Below are 16,672 nucleotides of genomic sequence, written 5' to 3'. Positions count from 1 at the left end.
CCGACGATCAGACGGCGAGCGACCGGACGGCGGCGGCGACGCGCTTCGTGAGGTAGGCGACCCCGCGGCTGTTCGGGTGCAGGGCGCCCGGTTCGAGGTCGATCCGGCGGAGGTCCCCCGTGCCGTCGAGCGAGACCCCGGCCACGTAGGGCTTCGTGGTCGAACACGCGGAGTGGGCCTGCGTGCTCGAGAAGACGTCGACGAAGCGGACGCCGGCGGCGCGGGCCGCGGTCGCCGAGACCTCGTTGAGACGCTCCTGGACGCTGTGCAGGTAGCGGACGTCGGTGTTCGTGAACGGGTAGGTGTCCGACGGGAACGAGCCGGTCAGCGTGCCGAGGTCGAGCGCCGAGCGGAAGCACCCGCCCTTCGGGGTGTGGTCGGCGTCCGGGAAGATCGCGGGGTAGCCGAGGAACACCACGACGGCGTTCGGCGCGGCGGTGCGGACCGCGGCGAGGGTGTCCGCGATGCCGAGTGCGACGCGGGACGCGATCTTCACGCCGAGCTCGTCGACGCCGTCCCGCACGAGGGTGCTCCGGCACGAGGGGGCGTCGCGGCCGGAGAACACCGGACCCTTCGCGGAGAGCGCCAGGCACGACGCAGCGGTGCCGAACAGGTCGGCGTCGTTCCCGCCGATCGTGAGCGTCACGAGGCGGGTGCGCGCCGACAACGCGCGGACCTGCGGCGGGACGCCACGGAACTGGAACCCGGTGGTGACGTCCGCGCTGGTCGCGCCCGCGCAGGTGACGTCGGTCAGCGCGAGGCCGAAGCGGGCCGCGATCCGGTGCGGGTAGTCCCGGGCGGACTGGGCGCAGGCGCCGGTCGGCAGCCGTGTGGGGTCGGACAGCCCGTAGCCCGCGGAGTACGAGTCGCCGAGCGCCACGTACTCACTGCCCGCCGGGATGCCACCGAGGACCTCGTCCGGCGTGCCCGTCGACGGGTACGGCGCGGGCACCGGCCACATCGGGGCGGCCGTGGCGCCGGCACCACCCGCGACGGTGCCGGCGAGCACGACGAGCACCGCCACTGCGGCGAGCAGGGTCGAGCGGACGGAGCGGAGCAGGGACGGCCTCCAGGGACGGGTCGGACGGACAGGCTAGCCGAGCGACCCGTGCGCCGGCGGTCAGCGACGCCCGAGTCGCCGTTCGCCGCCGCTGCCCGTGCGGTACTCGAGCCCGTAGTGCTCGTACAGGACGGGCTCCGTCGACGCGTCGAGCTCGCCGTCGGTCGGGATCGTCGGCGAGTCCTTGACGAGCTTCTTCGGGTAGGCGATGCGGAGGTGCTTCGGTGCGACGAGGGCACCGGTCAGCGGCACGAAGAGGAGCTTCTGGAAGCCGACCATCCCGGTGGTGACCGCGCCGAACGCCGGCTCGGACGTCGCCGTGTCGTAGTAGATGCTCTCGAGGGTCCCGACCTTGTCCTCGGCCTCGTCGACGACCGGCAGGCCGATCCAGTCCCGGATGTTCGCGGCTTCGAACACGTGTGCCTCCTCGTGAGCGACCGGACGGTCCGGACGGCTCCCGAGCGACGCTACCGGGGCTCGCTGCGCACGGTCACACACGCCACCGCGCACGGTCACACGCGCCACCGGGGCTCGGACGGAGCAGACACCTCCCCGGACCGCGGTCAGGCGTCCGACCGCACCCCGAGACCGTCCACCGCGGCGAGCACGTCGTCCGGCCCCACGGCCAGCAGGGCCGGGTCCGGGTCCTCCGCGAAGACGTCCCCACGGCGGACCGAGGCGTCGGTGAGCACCACGTGCGGTCCGGACGCCGGCGGGCCCCAGGCCTCCGGCGGGGCCGGACCGAACACGACCACCGACGGGATCCCGTAGGCCGACGCGAGGTGCGCAGCACCGGTGTCGACCGTGACGACGAGCCGCGCGGCGGCGATGACGCCCGCGAAGGCCTGCAGGTCCAGTGCTCCGGCGAGGACCGCCTCCGGCGGCAGGCCGGCCGCTCCGGCGACGGCACCGGCGCGGACGACGTCGTCCGCGCCTCCCGTCAGCACCACGTCGAGACCGCGCGCACGCAGCCCGCGCACCACCTCGGCGAAGCGGTCCGTCGGCCAGTGCCGGGCTCCGTGGAAGGCGCCCACGTGCACGACGGCTGCGCCGTCCACCGCGGGCGGGGCGGCGGGACGGGCGATGCCGACGTCGTCGGGGTCCGCCGGGATGCCGTGCCAGGTGAGCAGCCGCGCCCAGCGCTCGCGCTCGTGGACGTCGTCGGGCCACGCCGGTCCCTCGTAGCCGTGCGTCGGGTCGACGTGCCCGATGACCCGCTGCGCGTTGAGCGCCGCGACGAGGTCGGAGGACTCGGGGCCCGCGCCGTGCAGGTTGACCGCGACGTCGACGACACCGGCGGGCGCACCGACCGGGTGGTCCAGGCCGTGCTGCGCGAGGTGGACGTCCACCTCGGGGATCAGCTCGACGACGGGTGCGAGCCACGCCGTGGTGGCGAGGGAGATGCGGTGGTCGGGGAAGGCCCGTCGCAGCGCGTGCAGTGCCGGGACGGCGACCAGGAGGTCGCCGAGCTTGATGGCGCGGAGCACGAGCAGTTCGGGCCGCCCGTCGGACGGGGGCAGGGTGTCGACGGCGGTCACCCGGTCGACGCTATCCGGTCAGCGCCGCCGTGGTCCGCGAGGACGGCGCGCCCTGCGGCCCTTCCCGGGCGGCGACCGCCGTGACCCGGTATCCCTGGAGCATGGCCCTCGATCCCGACCGCACCGTGCGCGGTCTCCTCTTCGACCGCGACGACACGCTCGTGATCGACGTCCCGTACAACGCCGACCCGCACCGCGTCGTGCCCGTCCCGGGAGCCCACCGCGCCGTCGAGCGGGCTCGGGCCGCCGGTCTCCGGCTCGGTGTCGTGACGAACCAGTCGGTGATCGCGAAGGGGATGGCCACCCGCGAGCAGGTCGACGCCACGAACGCACGGGTCGACGAACTCGTGGGACCGTTCGAGGTGTGGTGCGTGTGCCCGCACGACGCCGGGGACGACTGCGCCTGCCGCAAGCCCCGTCCGGGCATGGTGCTCGAGGCGGCGGAACGCCTGGGGCTCCCGCCGGAGTCGCTCGTCGTGATCGGCGACATCGGTGCGGACGTCGGTGCCGCCGTCGCGGCGGGGGCGCAGGGCGTGCTGGTACCGACCCCGCGGACCCGCGCCGAGGAGGTCGACGCGGCCCCCACGGTCGCCGACTCGCTCGAGGAGGCGGTAGCGCTCGTGCTCGGACACGTCGCCGCGGTGCGCGCGTGACCCGGCCCCGCGTCCTGGTCGTCCGGCTCGACTCGTTCGGCGACGTGCTCGTCACCGGGCCCGCGGTGCGCGCGGTCGCCGCCGGCGCGTCGCACGTCACGATGCTCTGCGGCCCCCAGGGCGCCCCGGCGGCCGACCTCCTGCCGGGCATCGACCGGGTCCGGGTCTGGGCGGCACCGTGGGTGACCGAGACCGCACGGCCCGTCGACGACGCGCTGCTCGCCGAGTTCCGCGCGCTGGTCGCCGAGGAACGCCCGGACGAGGCCGTCGTGCTGACGTCCTTCCACCAGTCGCCGCTGCCGGTCGCGCTGCTGCTCCGGCTCGCCGGGGTCGCCCGCGTCTCCGGGGCGAGCGTCGACCACCCCGGATCCCTGCTGGACGTCCGGTTGCGCCCGGGCGAGGACCTGCCCGAGGACCTGCCGGAACCGGAGCGGGCGGTGCGGATCGCCGAAGCAGCCGGGTTCCGGCTACCGCCGGATGACGACGGGAGGCTCGTGGTGCGTCACGACGCCGGCCTCCACCCGCAGGTGGTCGACCTGGACCGGTACGTCGTCGTCCACCCCGGTGCGAGTGTGCCGGCCCGGTCGTGGCCGGAGTCGCACCACCGTGCGCTGGTCGCGGCCTACGCCGAGCGCGGTGTGCCGGTGGTCGTCACCGGCTCCCCCGGCGAGGCGGCCCTGACCGCCTCCGTCGCCGGCACCACCGGCATCGACCTCGGTGGTCGTACCAGTCCTGCCGAGCTCGCCGCCGTGCTCGCGGGCGCCGAGGTGGTGGTCGTCGGGAACACCGGTCCGGCCCACCTCGCAGCGGCCGTCGGCGCGCCGATCGTCAGCCTGTTCTCGCCGGTGGTGCCCGCCGTCAAGTGGGCTCCGTACGCGCCGGACCCCGAGCGGCCGCCCTTCGTGGAGCTCCTCGGCGACCAGGGCGCGCCCTGCCGGCTCAGCCGCGCCCGTGACTGCCCCGTCCCGGGGCACCCGTGCCTCGCCGGGGTGCGCGTCGAGGACGTCCTCGACGCGCACGCCCGACTGCTCGACCGCGTTTCGCGGATGACGGCGACCCCTCGGGACCGCGCTTCCCGGATGGAGCAGAGAAGTCTGCACGACGCCCCAGACGCCCGTGCGTAGCGTGCGCCACTGCTTCTCCTTCTCCTGCTTCTCCTCCCTGACCGTTCGACCGAAGGGCCCTGCATGCGGATCCTCGTGTGGCACGTGCACGGCGGCTGGATGGACGCCTTCGTCCGCGGCCCGCACGAGTACCTCATCCCGACCACCCCGGCCCGCGACGCGTGGGGCCTCGGCCGCGGCGGTCGCGCCTGGCCGGACTCCGCGATCGAGATCGACCCGGCCGACGTCGTGGACGCCGAGGTCGACGTCGTCGTCCTGCAGCGCACCGAGGAGCTCGAGGAGGCGCGTCGCCTCCTCGGCGGCCGCGACGTCCCCATGGTGTTCGTCGAGCACAACGCGCCCAGGGTGGACGTGCCGAACAGCCAGCACCCGCTCCGTGACCGCGACGACCTCGTCATCGCGCACGTGACGCACTGGAACGCCCTGATGTGGGACTGCGGTTCGACCCGGACCACGGTCGTGGAGCACGGCGTCGTCGACCCGGGCCCGATCTGGTCCGGCACGCTCGACCGGCTCGGCGTCGTCATCAACGAGCCGGTCCGTCGTGGCCGGGTCGTGGGGTCGGACCTCCTCCCCCGCTTCGCCGCCGCCGCGCCGGTCGACGTGTGGGGCATCGGCACCGAGCGCCTGCCGGAGCTCGGCTTCGGCGACCGCGTCGTCGCCCGCGGCGACGTGCCTGCCGACCCGATGCACGCGGCCCTCGCCGAACGACGGGCGTACGTGCACCCGAACCGGTGGACGTCGCTCGGCCTCTCGCTCATCGAGGCGATGCACATGGCGATGCCGGTGCTCGTCCTGGCGACCACCGACGCCTCCCGGACCGTGCCCGCCGAGGCTGGTGCGATCTCGACGGACGTCGAGGACCTGGTCCGTGCCGCCCGCGTGTTGCTCGACGACCCCGACGAGGCGCGGCGTCGCGGCGCCGTCGCCCGCGAGGCCGCACTCGCCCGACACGCGCTCGGCCGGTTCACCGCCGACTGGGACGACCTGCTCGACGACGCCGTCGTGCGCGGAACGCGACGGGGCCGGGCGACCGGCGCCGCACTCGAAGGGAGCCTGCGATGAGGATCGCCATGGTGTCCGAGCACGCGAGCCCGCTCGCCGTCCTCGGCGGTGTCGACGCCGGAGGACAGAACGTCCACGTGGCGGAGCTGTCCGGCGCGCTCGCGGACCGCGGCCACCAGGTCACGGTCTACACCCGGCGGGACGACGCGACGCAGCCCGTGCGCGTCCGGCTGCGCCCCGGGGTCGAGGTCGTCCACGTCGACGCCGGACCCGCCCGACGGGTGCCGAAGGACGAGCTGTTCCCCTACATGGGGACGTTCGCGACCGTCCTGGCGGCCGAGTGGTTCGTCGACCGCCCCGACGTCGTGCACGCGCACTTCTGGATGTCCGGCCACGCCGCGCTCGAGGCCGTGACGCAGGTGCAGGCCCGCACCGGCGGCGTGCGGATCCCGGTCGTGCAGACGTTCCACGCCCTCGGGGTCGTCAAGCGCCGGCACCAGGGCTCCGCCGACACCAGCCCGGCCGAACGCGAGTGGATCGAGCCCGCCGTCGGACGGAGCGTCGACCAGGTCGTCGCCACCTGCTCGGACGAGGCGTTCGAGCTGAAGACGCTCGGTGTGCCGCTCCACGCCATCTCCGTCGTGCCCTGCGGCGTCGACACCACGCTCTTCCAGCCGCGCGGCGACGACCGACCGGTCGAGGAACGCGGACGCACCCACCGGGTCCTCACGGCCTCGCGCCTCGTGCGCCGCAAGGGCGTCGGCACGACCATCGCCGCACTCGCCGCGCTCGTCGACGCGGGCCGCGACGTCGAGCTCGTCGTCGTGGGCGGGGCCGGTGTCGCCGGTGCCGACCTGGCGGACGACCCCGAGTACCAGCGGCTCGACGCGCTGGCGCGGTCGCTCGGCGTCCGCGACCACGTGTCCTTCCGCGGCCAGCTCGCCCAGCACGAGATGCCCGCCGTCTACCGCAGCGCCGACGTCGTCGTGTGCGCGCCCTGGTACGAGCCGTTCGGGATCGTCCCGCTCGAGGCCATGGCCTGCGGTCGCCCGGTGGTCGCGTCGAGCGTCGGCGGACTGATCGACACCGTCGTGGAGGATGCCACCGGTCTGCACGTGCCCCCGCGGGACGAGCAGGCCGTCGCCGCCGCCGTCGGTGCGCTCCTCGACGACCCGGAGCGTCGTGAGGCCTACGGTCGGGCCGGCCGCGAACGCGCCGAGGCCCGGTACACCTGGCACAAGGTGGCCGCCGACAGCGAGCGCGTCTACGAGCGCCTGCTCGCCGCGGCCGGCGCGCCCTCCGCAGCGACCGGCCACGCGCCGGCCGCCGCCGCCGACGCACACCCCCGCAGCACCCGGACGGGCCGGACGGTCCGCTCCCCCCAGTCGACGACCCACTCGACCGAGAGGACCGCACGATGACCATCGAGCAGCAGACCAGCACGGTCGGCGAGCCGACCGAGACCGCCACGGACAGCGCCCAGGTCGTGCTCGACCACGTCGCCGCGTCCGTCCCGGTGATCGCGTCGCTCGTCGACCACAAGGACCACATCGCCGACTGGGCCGACGACATCGCGGCGCGGCTCGTGGCGGGCCGCCGCCTGCTCGCCGCGGGCAACGGCGGGTCCGCGGCGGAGGCGCAGCACCTCACCTCGGAGCTCACCGGACGCTTCGACGGCGACCGCCCGGCCTACTCGGCGATCTCGCTGCACGCGGAGTCCTCGGCCGTGACCGCGATCGGCAACGACTACGGCTACGACGAGGTCTTCGCCCGGCAGGTCTCCGCGCACGCCCGTGCCGGGGACGTCGTCGTCCTGCTCAGCACGAGCGGGAAGAGCCCGAACCTGCTCCGCGCCGCCCAGGCGGCCCGCGCCGTCGGTGCCCGTGCGATCGCGATGACCGGTGCGCGGCCGAACCCGCTGGCCGAGGCGGTGGACGACGCGATCTGCATCGACGGCCCGTCCGCGAACGTGCAGGAGGCGCAGCTCGTCCTCGTGCACGCCCTGTGCCGCGCCATGGAGCCGACGCTGCGTCGCGGGGCCCGCCGGTGACCCGCGACACCGACGCCCGGTCGACCCCCGGTGCCGAGGCCCGCCGCCTCCGCATCGCCGTCGTCGGCGACACCCTGCTCGACGTCGACGTGTCGGGCACGAGCGAACGGCTCAGCCCGGACGCGCCCGTCCCCGTCGTCGACGTCCGCACCGACGACCGCCGGGCCGGTGGTGCCGGACTCGTCGCCACCATGCTCCGGCGCGACGGCCACGATGTCACCCTGGTGACCGTGCTCAGCGACGACGCGCGCGCCGCGGAGATCCGCGACCTCCTGCCCGGGGTGACCGTCGTCGCCGGCCCGTCCGGGGCGCCGACCCCGGTGAAGACCCGGGTGCGGGTGGCCGACCACGCGCTCGTCCGCATCGACGAGGGCTGCGCCACCCCGCCGGTCCCCACCCCCACCGCCGAGATGCTCGCCGCCGTCGAGGACGTCGACGCGATCGTCGTCGCCGACTACGGTCGCGGGGTCGCGGCAGCGGCCGACCTCCGCGCCGCCCTCGAACGCGTCGCCGGGCACACGCCGGTCGTGTGGGACCCGCACCCCAAGGGCGCCGTACCGGTGCCCGGCACCGCGGTCGCCACGCCGAACAGCGCGGAGGCCCGCCGCTTCACCGACGTCACCGGCGACGGGGTCCCGTTCGCCACCGAGGCCGCGGCCACCCTGGTCGAGACCTGGGGCGTCGGCGCGGTCGCGGTGACCCTCGGCGACCGCGGTGCGCTCGTCGCCAGCGCTCGCGAGGGGAACCGGTTCGTCCCGGCGCCGTCGGTCACCGCGGGTGACCCGTGCGGTGCCGGTGACCGCCTCGCCGCCGGCGTCGCCGTAGCCCTCGCGGGCGGCGCCGACGTCGCCGAGGCCGTCTCCGCCGGCGTCACGGCCGCGTCCGAGTACCTCGCCGCGGGCGGCGTCGCCGCGCTGTTCTCCGACGACGGCCCCGCGCCGATCCGGGTCCCCGGGGCCGACCGCGACGCGATGCGCGTGGTCCACGACGTCCGGAGCGCCGGCGGCACCGTCGTCGCCACCGGCGGCTGCTTCGACCTGCTCCACGCCGGGCACGCCCGCACGCTCTCGGCGGCCAGGGCACTCGGCGACTGCCTGGTCGTCTGCCTGAACTCCGACGACTCGGTCCGGGCCCTGAAGGGTCCCGACCGGCCGATCATGGGCCAGGACGACCGCGTCGAGCTGCTGCTCGCGCTCGACTGCGTCGACGCGGTCGTGGTGTTCGACGAGCACACCCCGGACGAGGCCCTGCGCCGCTTCCGCCCGGACGTCTGGGCGAAGGGCGGCGACTACACCGCGAGCGAGCTGCCCGAGACGGCGACCCTCGCCGAGTGGGGCGGCCGTGTCGTCACGGTCCCGTTCCACCCCGGCCGCTCCACGACCCGCCTCGCCGCGGCGCTCGAACAGGTCGGCTGACGACGCACCCCTCGTCGTCGTCCCCACAGTCCCCCTACGGAAGGAAGTCCATGCCCGTCCCCACCACCCCCATCGGCCGTGTCCTCGTCACCGGCGGGGCCTCCGGACTCGGAGCCGCGGTCGTCGCGGCGGTCACCGAGGCCGGCGGCACCCCGATCGTCCTCGACCTGCGGGTCGACGCGGTCCCCGAGGGCATCGACGCCGTCGCGGTCGACGTGACCGACACGGAGGCGACGGAGCGGGCCGTGCGCGAGGCCGCCGAGCGGCACGGCGGGCTCGACGCGGTCGTGACCGCCGCGGGCATCGACAAGCCGGCCCCGATCGGCAGCATCTCGTCCGGTGACTGGGAGCGCATCGTCGGCGTCAACCTGCTCGGCACCGCCGCGGTGGTGCGTGCGGCACTGCCCGCCCTCGAGGCGACGCACGGCCGCGTCGTGACGGTCTCGTCCTCGCTCGCCCTGCGCGGCGTCGGCGACGGCACCGCGTACTCGGCGTCCAAGTTCGGTGTCCGCGGCTTCTCGCAGGCCCTCGCCGCCGAGACCGCCGGGCGCATCGGCGTCACGAACGTCATCCCCGCCGGCATGCGCACCGCGTTCTTCGAGGGACGCACCGAGCAGTACAAGCCGGGTCCCGACGCGCAGCTCATCGAGCCGGAGTACGTCGCGAACTCGATCCTGTTCGCGCTGTCGCAGCCGGCCGGCTGCGAGATCCGCGAACTGTCGATCATGCCGGCCACCGAGCCCAGCTGGCCGTAGACGCGACCACGGGACGGACGGGAGGCGCGGTACCGGCTGGTACCGCGCCTCCCGTCCGTCCCGGTGCGGTCCGCCGACCGCACCGGGCGTCCGTCAGGTGGTCGCGAGCAGGTCGGCGACGTCCGCGAGGACGGCGTCGGGCTGGACCTCGTCGACGTAGGACGGGTCGTGCTCGCAGCGTTCGGCCGTCCAGCCGACCTGCGTGACGTCGATGCCGCAGACCGGGCACCGCGTCACGTAGGACAGGTGCACGCGGTGGCGACCGCGGTCGACCGGTCCGGCGTTGACGACGTTGCCGAACCAGAAGACCCCGACCGTCGGGGTGCCCACCGCCACGGCGAGGTGTCGCGGCCCGGAGTCGTCGCCCACCATCACGTCCGCCGCGGCGAGCACGGCGGGGAGCTCGCCGAGCGGGAGCGACCCCGTCCGGTCGTGGAGGCGTGAGCGGAGCGCCTCGGGCACGGCGCCGACGATCGCCGACGAGGCCGGGACGTCGGTCGCGTCGCCGACGAGCACGACGTGGTCGCCCGCCTCGAGCCGAGCCCGCGCGACGGCGGCGAAGCGGTCCGGACTCCAGCGTCGGCGGGGGTCGGTCGCGCCGGGGTGGATCGCGACGAGCCGGCCGTCCACACCGAGGCGCTCGCGGGCAGCGCTGCGCTCGTCGTCCGTGACGTGCACGCGCGGATCGAGGGTGACGGGCGCGGCCCCGGCGAGCGAGACGACCTCGAGCGCCCGGAGCACCTCGTGCTGGTAGTAGACGTAGCGGACCCAGCGCTCCAGGACCTCGGCGTCCTCGGTGGCCGTGCCGACCGTGTGCCGGGCGCCGAGGCGGAGCAGGAACGGGTTCGAGTTCCGGCCGCCGCCGTGCAGCTGCACGGCGAGGTCGAACCGGCCGTGCAGCCGTCCGAAGAAGTCCTCGACGGACGGGGCGTCGTCGCCCGCATCGCGCACACCGGGCGAGACGGGGAGCTCCTCGAAGGTCTGCACGGCAGCGGTGCGACCGCGCAGGACGGTCTCGGCCATCGGGCTGCCGAGCAGCGTGATGGCGGCGTCGGGGTACGCGGCCGCGAGGGCCTCGATCGCGGGGACGGCGAACATCAGGTCCCCCAGTCCCCCGCCGCGGAGCACCGCGATCTCCCGGACGTCCTCGAAGCGTTCTCCACCGTTGCCGATCAGTTGCACTCATCACGTCTACCGGTCGGAGGCCGCCCGGGTGCCCAGTCCGTGTGTCGATGGACGAGAAGCGCGATCCCGAGTGGACGCCCAGGCGCACGGGAGGAACGTGCGACTTCCGTCCTGCGCCGTCGCCGGTCGGCTGTTCCCTGCTCCGCCCCCGGAAGGACCCCATGACGATCGCACCCCCCTCCGCCGACGCCGCTCGCTCGGACCAGGACACCCTGGTGGTGTCCGACCCCGTCGACGGGACGACCGCGTCGACGGTGCCCCGTGCCTCCGCGGAGGACGTCCGGGAGGCGGTCGCCCGTGCGCGCGCGGCCGCCGGTGCGTGGGCACGGACGGCGCCCGCCGAGCGCGGTGCCCTGCTGCACCGCGCGGCCGAGCACGTCCGCGCACACGCCGAGGAGCTCGCCGCGCTGAACACCCGTGAGACGGGCAAGGTCCCCGGCGACGCGCTCGGCGGCGTCGAGGCCGGCGTCGGCACGCTCGTCCAGTACGCCGAGCTCGGACCGGTCCACCGCGGCGAGGCGCTGCGCGGGCAGTTCGGTGCGGCCGACTGGTCGGTGCCGCACCCCCGCGGTGTGGTCCTCGCGCTGACGCCGTGGAACGACCCGGTCGCCGTCGCGCTCGGCATCATCGGTGCGGCGGTCGTCACCGGCAACACCGTCGTCCACAAGGGCAGCGAGCGGTGCCCGGCGACCTTCGCACGCCTGAACGCCCTCCTCGCCGAGGTCCTGCCGGACGGCGTCCTCGTCGGTGTCGACGGCGACGCGGCCACCGGCGAACTGCTCCTCGAGCAGGACGGCATCGACGTGTACGCCCACGTCGGTTCCACCGCGACCGGCGACCGGCTCAGCGAGGTGGCGGCACGCACGCGCGCCCACGTGATCCGCGAGAACGGCGGGAACGACCCCGTGGTCGTGGACGCCGGCGTCGACCCGACCTGGGCCGCGGCGCAGGTCGCGCTCGGCGCGTTCGCCAACACCGGGCAGATCTGCACGAGCGTCGAACGGGTCTACGTCCACCGCGACGTGGCCGAGCCGTTCGTCACCGCCCTGGTCGCCGAGGCCGAGCGTCGGACCGCGTCGCCCGCCGCCGAGTTCGGCCCGCTGGTCGACGACCGCCTGCGCCGGATGGTCCAGTCGCACGTGGACCAGGCCGTGCAGGACGGCGCCACGGTCCGCACCGGTGGCAGCACCCCGGACGGCGCGGGGTCCTTCTACCCGGCCACCGTGCTCACCGACTGCACCGACGACATGCTCGTCATGACCGAGGAGACCTTCGGGCCGATCGCGCCCGTCCGCGTCGTCGAGGACTTCGACGAGGGCCTCCGCCTCGCCGCCACCGACCGCTACGGGCTCGCGGCCACCGTGCTGACGAACGACACCGGTCACGCGCTGCGTGCCGCCGCCGAGCTGCCCGTCGGGACCGTCAAGGTCAACGCGGTGTTCGGTGGGGCACCGGGCGGGAGCGCCGAGCCCCGAGGAGCCTCCGGCTCCGGCTTCGGCTACGGTCCGCACCTGCTCGACGAGATGACCACGACGACCGTCGTCCACCTCGAGGCCGCTCCGGCCGCCCCCGCGGCGTCCGTGCCGGCGGCACCGGCGCCCGCCGACGCCGCCGGTGCCACCGCGGGCAGCGCCGACACCACCGGTGGTGCCCGGTGACCGCCGACGTGCGGCTCGTCCGCGACCTCGTCGCGACCGTCGACGACCGCGAACCCCTCGTCGTCGTGATCGGGGACCTCATCCTCGACCGCTGGACGGTCGGCGAGGCGGAGCGGGTCTCGCGGGAGGCGCCGGCTCCGGTCGTCCGCGTGACCGAGACCATCGCGGTGCCCGGCGGCGCCGCGAACACCGCCGTCAACGCCCGGGCACTCGGCGCGCGCGTCCGGATGGTCGGGCTCATCGGCGACGACGAGGCCGGGCGGGTCCTGCGGGACCGGCTCGACGCGGCCGGGGTCGACACGACGCACCTCGTCGTGGTCCCCGGCGGCATCACCACGACCAAGTCCCGCGTCGTCGGCGGCGACCGCGTGGTCGTCCGGGTGGACGAGCTCGCCGGCACCCCGAGCGCGCAGGACGGCGTCCTCCTCGGCGAGGCCGTCGCTCGTGCGGTCCGCAGCGCCGACGCCGCCGTGGTGTGCGACTACGGTCTCGGCGTGCAGCCCTCGGACGTCGTCCCGGTGCTCGACCGCGACCGCCCCGGTGCCGTCGTGGTCGACGCGCACGACCTCACCCGCTGGGCCGCGCTGGCCCCGGACCTCGTGACGCCGAACGCCGGCGAGACCGCGGCGCTCCTCGGCCGCGACCTCGGCGTCGGCGCCGAACGGATCGCCGCGGTCGTCGACGCGCGCGCGGCGGTGCTCCAGCGCAGCGGCGCCCGTGCGGCGGTCGTCACGCTGGACCGCGACGGCACCGTCCTGCTCGAGCCGACCTCGGACCAGGGCTTCCGGACACGGGCCACGCCGGCGAGCGAACAGCAGGCATCCGGTGCCGGCGACACGTTCTGCGCCGCGGCCACCGTGGCCCTCGCCGTCCGGGCGCCGGTCCGCGACGCCGTCTCGGTCGCGCAGGCCGCCGCCGACGTCGTCGTCCGCGAGGCGGGCACCTCGGTCTGCACGGCCGCGGCCCTCCTCGACTCCGTCACCGCCCCCGCCGCGACGGTCGTCGACCACGACGAGCTCGCCGCCGCCGTGCAGGCCGCGCGGCAGGCCGGGCGTCGGGTCGTCTTCACGAACGGCTGCTTCGACGTCGTGCACCGCGGTCACACCACGTACCTGCGTCAGGCTCGGGACCTCGGCGACCTGCTGGTCGTGGCGCTCAACGACGACGACTCGGTCCGGCGGCTGAAGGGCCCCGAGCGACCGATCAACCCGGCCGAGGACCGCGCGGGCGTCCTCGCCGCACTGGCCTGCGTCGACCTGGTCACCGTCTTCGCGACCGACACTCCGATCCCGCTCATCGAGCGACTCTGCCCCGAGGTCTACGTCAAGGGCGGCGACTACTCCCCCGAGATGCTCAGCGAGACCGAGGTCGTCCGGGGCTACGGCGGCGAGGTCGTCATGGTCGACTACGTGCCCGAGCACTCCACCAGCGCGGTGGTGCGCCGGATCCGCGAGGCCGCCGCCCGGACCGAGCCCGAACCGGACCCGGCGCCGTGACCGCCCGCTGGTCCGGGTCCTGGGCGACGGCCCCCGATCCAGCGGACACCGACCCGGTCGACGTCGACGTGCTCATCCCCACGGTCGGACGTCCGGCCGAGCTCGCGACGACGCTGGCCGGGCTCGCCGCCCAGACCGACGTGGACCTGCGGGTCGTCGTGAGCGACCAGTCCCCGGACGGCTCGGCGACCACCGCCCCGGCGGTCGCCGCGATGCTCCGCGTCCTGTCGGCACAGGGGCGACCCGTGACGGTCCTCGCGCACCCGGAGCGGCGCGGCCTGGCCGAGCACCGCCAGTTCCTGCTCGACCAGGCCGAGGCGTCGGCGGTGCTGTTCCTCGACGACGACGTCTGGCTCGAACCGGGGACGATCGCCCGCATGCTCGACGCCCTGCGGACGCTCGGCTGCGGGTTCGTCGGCAGTGCGGTCACGGGGCTGTCGTACCTCGACGACCGTCGCCCGCAGGAGACCGCGGTCTTCGAGCGCTGGGACGGTCCGGTCGTGCCCGAGGTGGTGCGCCGCGGCACACCGGAGTTCGACCGCTGGTCGCTGCACAACGCCGCGAACCCGACGCACCTCGCGGCCGGACTCGACCTGCGCCCCGGCGAGTGGGTGCCGTACCGCGTCGCGTGGGTCGGCGCGTGCACGCTGTACGACCGCCGTGCCCTGGAGGACGTCGGCGGGTTCCGGTTCTGGGACGTCCTGCCGCCCGAGCACGCCGGCGAGGACGTCGTCGCACAGTGGCGCGTCATGGAGCGGTTCGGCGGCGTGGGGATCCTGCCGTCCGGGGCCGTGCACCTCGAGGCGCCCACCACGGTGACCGACCGCCGGGTGGACGCGCCGGACGTCGTGTTCGGGCCGGGCACCGTCGTCTCGTCGTAGGGGCGGCGACGCCTGCTCCGGCGCGCTGCGGCGGCGCCGGTGCCGCCCGCTCCGGCGCGCTGCGGCGGCTCCGGCGCCGCCCGCTCCGGTGACGACGACCGGCCTGGTGTCCCTCGGCGACGAGGGGCACCAGGCCGGTGTCGTGCTGCGGGTGGCTAGCGGACGCGGACCTGCTTCGCGGCCTGCTTGCCCGACTGCACGCCGGTGACGGTCACCGTGCTCGAGCCGGCGACGGCCTTCCACTGCACCGACGCGGTGCCGTCGATGACGTCGACCGTGCCGAGGTCGGTCGAGCCGATCCGCACGCGCACCTGGCGGTCACCGGCGAACCTCGTGCCCGTCACCGTCACGCGTTGCCCCGGACGGGGAGCGCCGACCGACAGCTCGACGCGCGCGCCGCGGCTGAGCGCCGCGAGGTCCTCGTCGAGACGCAGGCCGTCGCGGATCGTGAAGAACGTGTCGGTCTGGTCGGTCAGGCCGACCACGTTCGCGGCTCCGGGACCGAACGCCGCGATGCGGACCTGGGTGCCGGTGTGCTGCTGCGATGCGCCGGCACCGGACGTGCCGTACGACACCTTCATGGTGGTGCCGTCCGCGGTCACGAGCGCCGTGGAGAGCGAGGTCGGCGGGGTGTTGTCGACGATCTGGCTGGAGTGGGCGTGGTCGGCGGTGGCGATGACGAGCGTGTTGCCGTCCTTCTTCGCGAAGGCCAGCGCGGCCTGCACGGCCTCGTCGAAGTCGATCGTCTCGCCGATCTGTCCGCAGGCGTCCGCGGCGTGGTCCTGCTTGTCGATGCTGGCGCCCTCGACCTGCAGGAAGAAGCCCTTGCCGGATCCGGCACGGTCACGGTTCAGCAGCTTGATCGACGTGTTCGTGAGCGACGCGAGCGAGAGCCCGGTGTCGAGGCGCGCCGGGTTCGCCGTGCACGTGACGGGTGCCCGGTCGGCGCCCCCGACGGTCGCGGTGGTCGGCGCGTAGCGGGTCGGGAAGTTGCCCGGCGTGAAGAGGCCGAGGAGCGGCCGCTGCTGGTCGGCGCGGCGCACGGACGCGAGGCCCGCAGCGTCGGAGACGACCTGGTAGCCGCGCTGGTCGGCCTGGTCGAAGAGCGTGTCGCCCTGCCACTGGCCGGCCTTCGCGGTCTGCTGGAAGCTCGCCGAGCCGCCGCCGAGGGTCACGTCCGGACGGGCGTTCAGCAGCTGCTCGCTGATCGAGCCGAGGCCGCCGGCCTGCAGGGCGTCCGATCCGCAGGACGCCGTGTCGGGTCCGTAGCAGGAGCGGGCCCCGACGTGCGCGACCTGGACGGCCGGGGTGGCGTCCTGGATCTCGGCCGTGGAGACGTCGCCGGTGCGGAGGCCGTTCGCCTTTGCGAGCTCGAGGAGCGTCTGCTGGGGCTTCCCGTCGACGTCGACGGAGATCGCACCGTCGTACGTCTTGGTGCCGGTCGACCAGGCGCTGCCGGACGCCGCCGAGTCGGTGACGTAGTCGGGCTTGCCCTTGTCCGCCCCGTCCTTGACCAGCGAGTAGGTCGTGTACGAGCCGGTGAGCGGCAGGGCGTCGAGCCCCGGCAGGCGGCCGGCCGCGCCGTACTGGTAGTTCCGGGCGATGGTGATCTCGGAGTCGCCCATGCCGTCGCCGATCAGCAGGATGACGTTCTTCGCCTTGGCGTTCTTCACGGCCTGGCGGACGGCCTGGGTCTGGTCCCCGACGGCGCGCTGGGCGCCGCCGTGCTGGCTGAGCGCGAGCTGTCCGACGGCCCCGGCCGCACCGGGAAGTGCGACGGCGCCGGCGATGAGCGCCGCGCCGAGTGCGAGCGCGGCGCGGCGGCGGCGCTTGGGTTCGTGCTGCATTGCGT

General features: G+C 75.1%; 15 protein-coding genes. 10 read left to right on the top strand and 5 right to left on the bottom strand.

Translation table 11 applies throughout. The annotated features are described in order from the left end of the window. Positions 1–7: 7 nt before the first annotated feature. The 3 genes from AAEP86_RS12715 to AAEP86_RS12705 form a co-directional block, all read right to left on the bottom strand. Positions 8–1,024 (bottom strand): SGNH/GDSL hydrolase family protein, encoded by a 1,017-nt coding sequence (locus AAEP86_RS12715; protein WP_420367699.1) that lies wholly within the window; start codon positions 1,022–1,024, stop codon positions 8–10. A gap of 96 nt (positions 1,025–1,120) precedes the next feature. Then, positions 1,121–1,477 (bottom strand): PRC-barrel domain-containing protein, encoded by a 357-nt coding sequence (locus tag AAEP86_RS12710; protein ID WP_420367698.1) that lies wholly within the window; start codon positions 1,475–1,477, stop codon positions 1,121–1,123. A 146-nt stretch (positions 1,478–1,623) separates the two neighbouring features. Then, entirely contained in the window at positions 1,624–2,598 is a 975-nt protein-coding gene (locus tag AAEP86_RS12705; RefSeq protein ID WP_420367697.1) for a glycosyltransferase family 9 protein, read from the bottom strand. A 101-nt stretch (positions 2,599–2,699) separates the two neighbouring features. Here AAEP86_RS12705 and AAEP86_RS12700 point away from each other — a divergent pair, with 101 nt between their 5' ends. The 7 genes from AAEP86_RS12700 (at position 2,700) to AAEP86_RS12670 (ending at position 9,600) form a co-directional block, all read left to right on the top strand. Next, positions 2,700–3,251 (top strand): D-glycero-alpha-D-manno-heptose-1,7-bisphosphate 7-phosphatase, encoded by a 552-nt coding sequence (locus tag AAEP86_RS12700; RefSeq protein ID WP_420367696.1) that lies wholly within the window; start codon positions 2,700–2,702, stop codon positions 3,249–3,251. Continuing rightward, positions 3,248–4,375 carry a glycosyltransferase family 9 protein gene (locus tag AAEP86_RS12695; RefSeq protein ID WP_420367695.1) on the top strand — a complete coding sequence of 376 codons (1,128 nt, stop codon included), beginning with the start codon at positions 3,248–3,250 and terminating at the stop codon, positions 4,373–4,375. The genes AAEP86_RS12700 and AAEP86_RS12695 overlap by 4 nt, the downstream gene beginning before the upstream one ends. 63 nt (positions 4,376–4,438) lie before the next feature. Next, entirely contained in the window at positions 4,439–5,440 is a 1,002-nt protein-coding gene (locus AAEP86_RS12690; protein WP_420367694.1) for a glycosyltransferase, read from the top strand. Continuing rightward, the gene (locus tag AAEP86_RS12685; protein WP_420367693.1) at positions 5,437–6,801 is read left to right on the top strand and encodes a glycosyltransferase; all 1,365 of its coding nucleotides are present in this window, start codon (positions 5,437–5,439) and stop codon (positions 6,799–6,801) included. The genes AAEP86_RS12690 and AAEP86_RS12685 overlap by 4 nt, the downstream gene beginning before the upstream one ends. Then, a complete protein-coding gene (locus tag AAEP86_RS12680) occupies positions 6,798–7,430 on the top strand; it encodes a D-sedoheptulose-7-phosphate isomerase (RefSeq protein ID WP_420367692.1) in 633 nt (210 codons plus the stop codon). The genes AAEP86_RS12685 and AAEP86_RS12680 overlap by 4 nt, the downstream gene beginning before the upstream one ends. Further along, positions 7,427–8,845 (top strand): PfkB family carbohydrate kinase, encoded by a 1,419-nt coding sequence (locus AAEP86_RS12675; protein ID WP_420367691.1) that lies wholly within the window; start codon positions 7,427–7,429, stop codon positions 8,843–8,845. Before AAEP86_RS12680 ends, AAEP86_RS12675 begins: the two co-directional genes overlap by 4 nt. Positions 8,846–8,895: 50 nt before the next feature. Next, positions 8,896–9,600 (top strand): SDR family oxidoreductase, encoded by a 705-nt coding sequence (locus AAEP86_RS12670; protein WP_420367690.1) that lies wholly within the window; start codon positions 8,896–8,898, stop codon positions 9,598–9,600. Between the two features lie 93 nt (positions 9,601–9,693). On the opposite strand, the gene AAEP86_RS12665 is transcribed toward AAEP86_RS12670, so the two are convergent. Next, the gene (locus AAEP86_RS12665) at positions 9,694–10,782 is read right to left on the bottom strand and encodes a glycosyltransferase family 9 protein (protein ID WP_420367689.1); all 1,089 of its coding nucleotides are present in this window, start codon (positions 10,780–10,782) and stop codon (positions 9,694–9,696) included. Positions 10,783–10,946: 164 nt separating this feature from the next. On the opposite strand from AAEP86_RS12665, the gene AAEP86_RS12660 reads away from it, so the two are divergent. The 3 genes from AAEP86_RS12660 to AAEP86_RS12650 are packed head-to-tail and all read left to right on the top strand — an operon-like array spanning position 10,947 to position 14,820. After that, positions 10,947–12,443, top strand: a complete 1,497-nt coding sequence (locus tag AAEP86_RS12660) for an aldehyde dehydrogenase family protein (RefSeq protein WP_420367688.1) — start codon at positions 10,947–10,949, stop codon at positions 12,441–12,443. After that, positions 12,440–13,939, top strand: a complete 1,500-nt coding sequence (rfaE2, locus tag AAEP86_RS12655) for a D-glycero-beta-D-manno-heptose 1-phosphate adenylyltransferase (RefSeq protein WP_420367687.1) — start codon at positions 12,440–12,442, stop codon at positions 13,937–13,939. The genes AAEP86_RS12660 and rfaE2 overlap by 4 nt, the downstream gene beginning before the upstream one ends. Next, positions 13,936–14,820 (top strand): glycosyltransferase family 2 protein, encoded by an 885-nt coding sequence (locus AAEP86_RS12650; protein ID WP_420367686.1) that lies wholly within the window; start codon positions 13,936–13,938, stop codon positions 14,818–14,820. The genes rfaE2 and AAEP86_RS12650 overlap by 4 nt, the downstream gene beginning before the upstream one ends. A 155-nt stretch (positions 14,821–14,975) precedes the next feature. On the opposite strand, the gene phoA is transcribed toward AAEP86_RS12650, so the two are convergent. Then, positions 14,976–16,667, bottom strand: coding sequence for an alkaline phosphatase (gene phoA, locus AAEP86_RS12645; protein ID WP_420367685.1), 1,692 nt, complete (start codon positions 16,665–16,667; stop codon positions 14,976–14,978). Between the last annotated feature and the right edge of the window lie 5 nt (positions 16,668–16,672).

The organism is Curtobacterium sp. L1-20, from assembly GCF_048755855.1.
Classification (GTDB): Bacteria; Actinomycetota; Actinomycetes; order Actinomycetales; family Microbacteriaceae; genus Curtobacterium.
The sequence above is the reverse complement of the archived record's forward strand: the minus strand, read 5'-3'. Positions and strand labels throughout refer to the sequence as shown.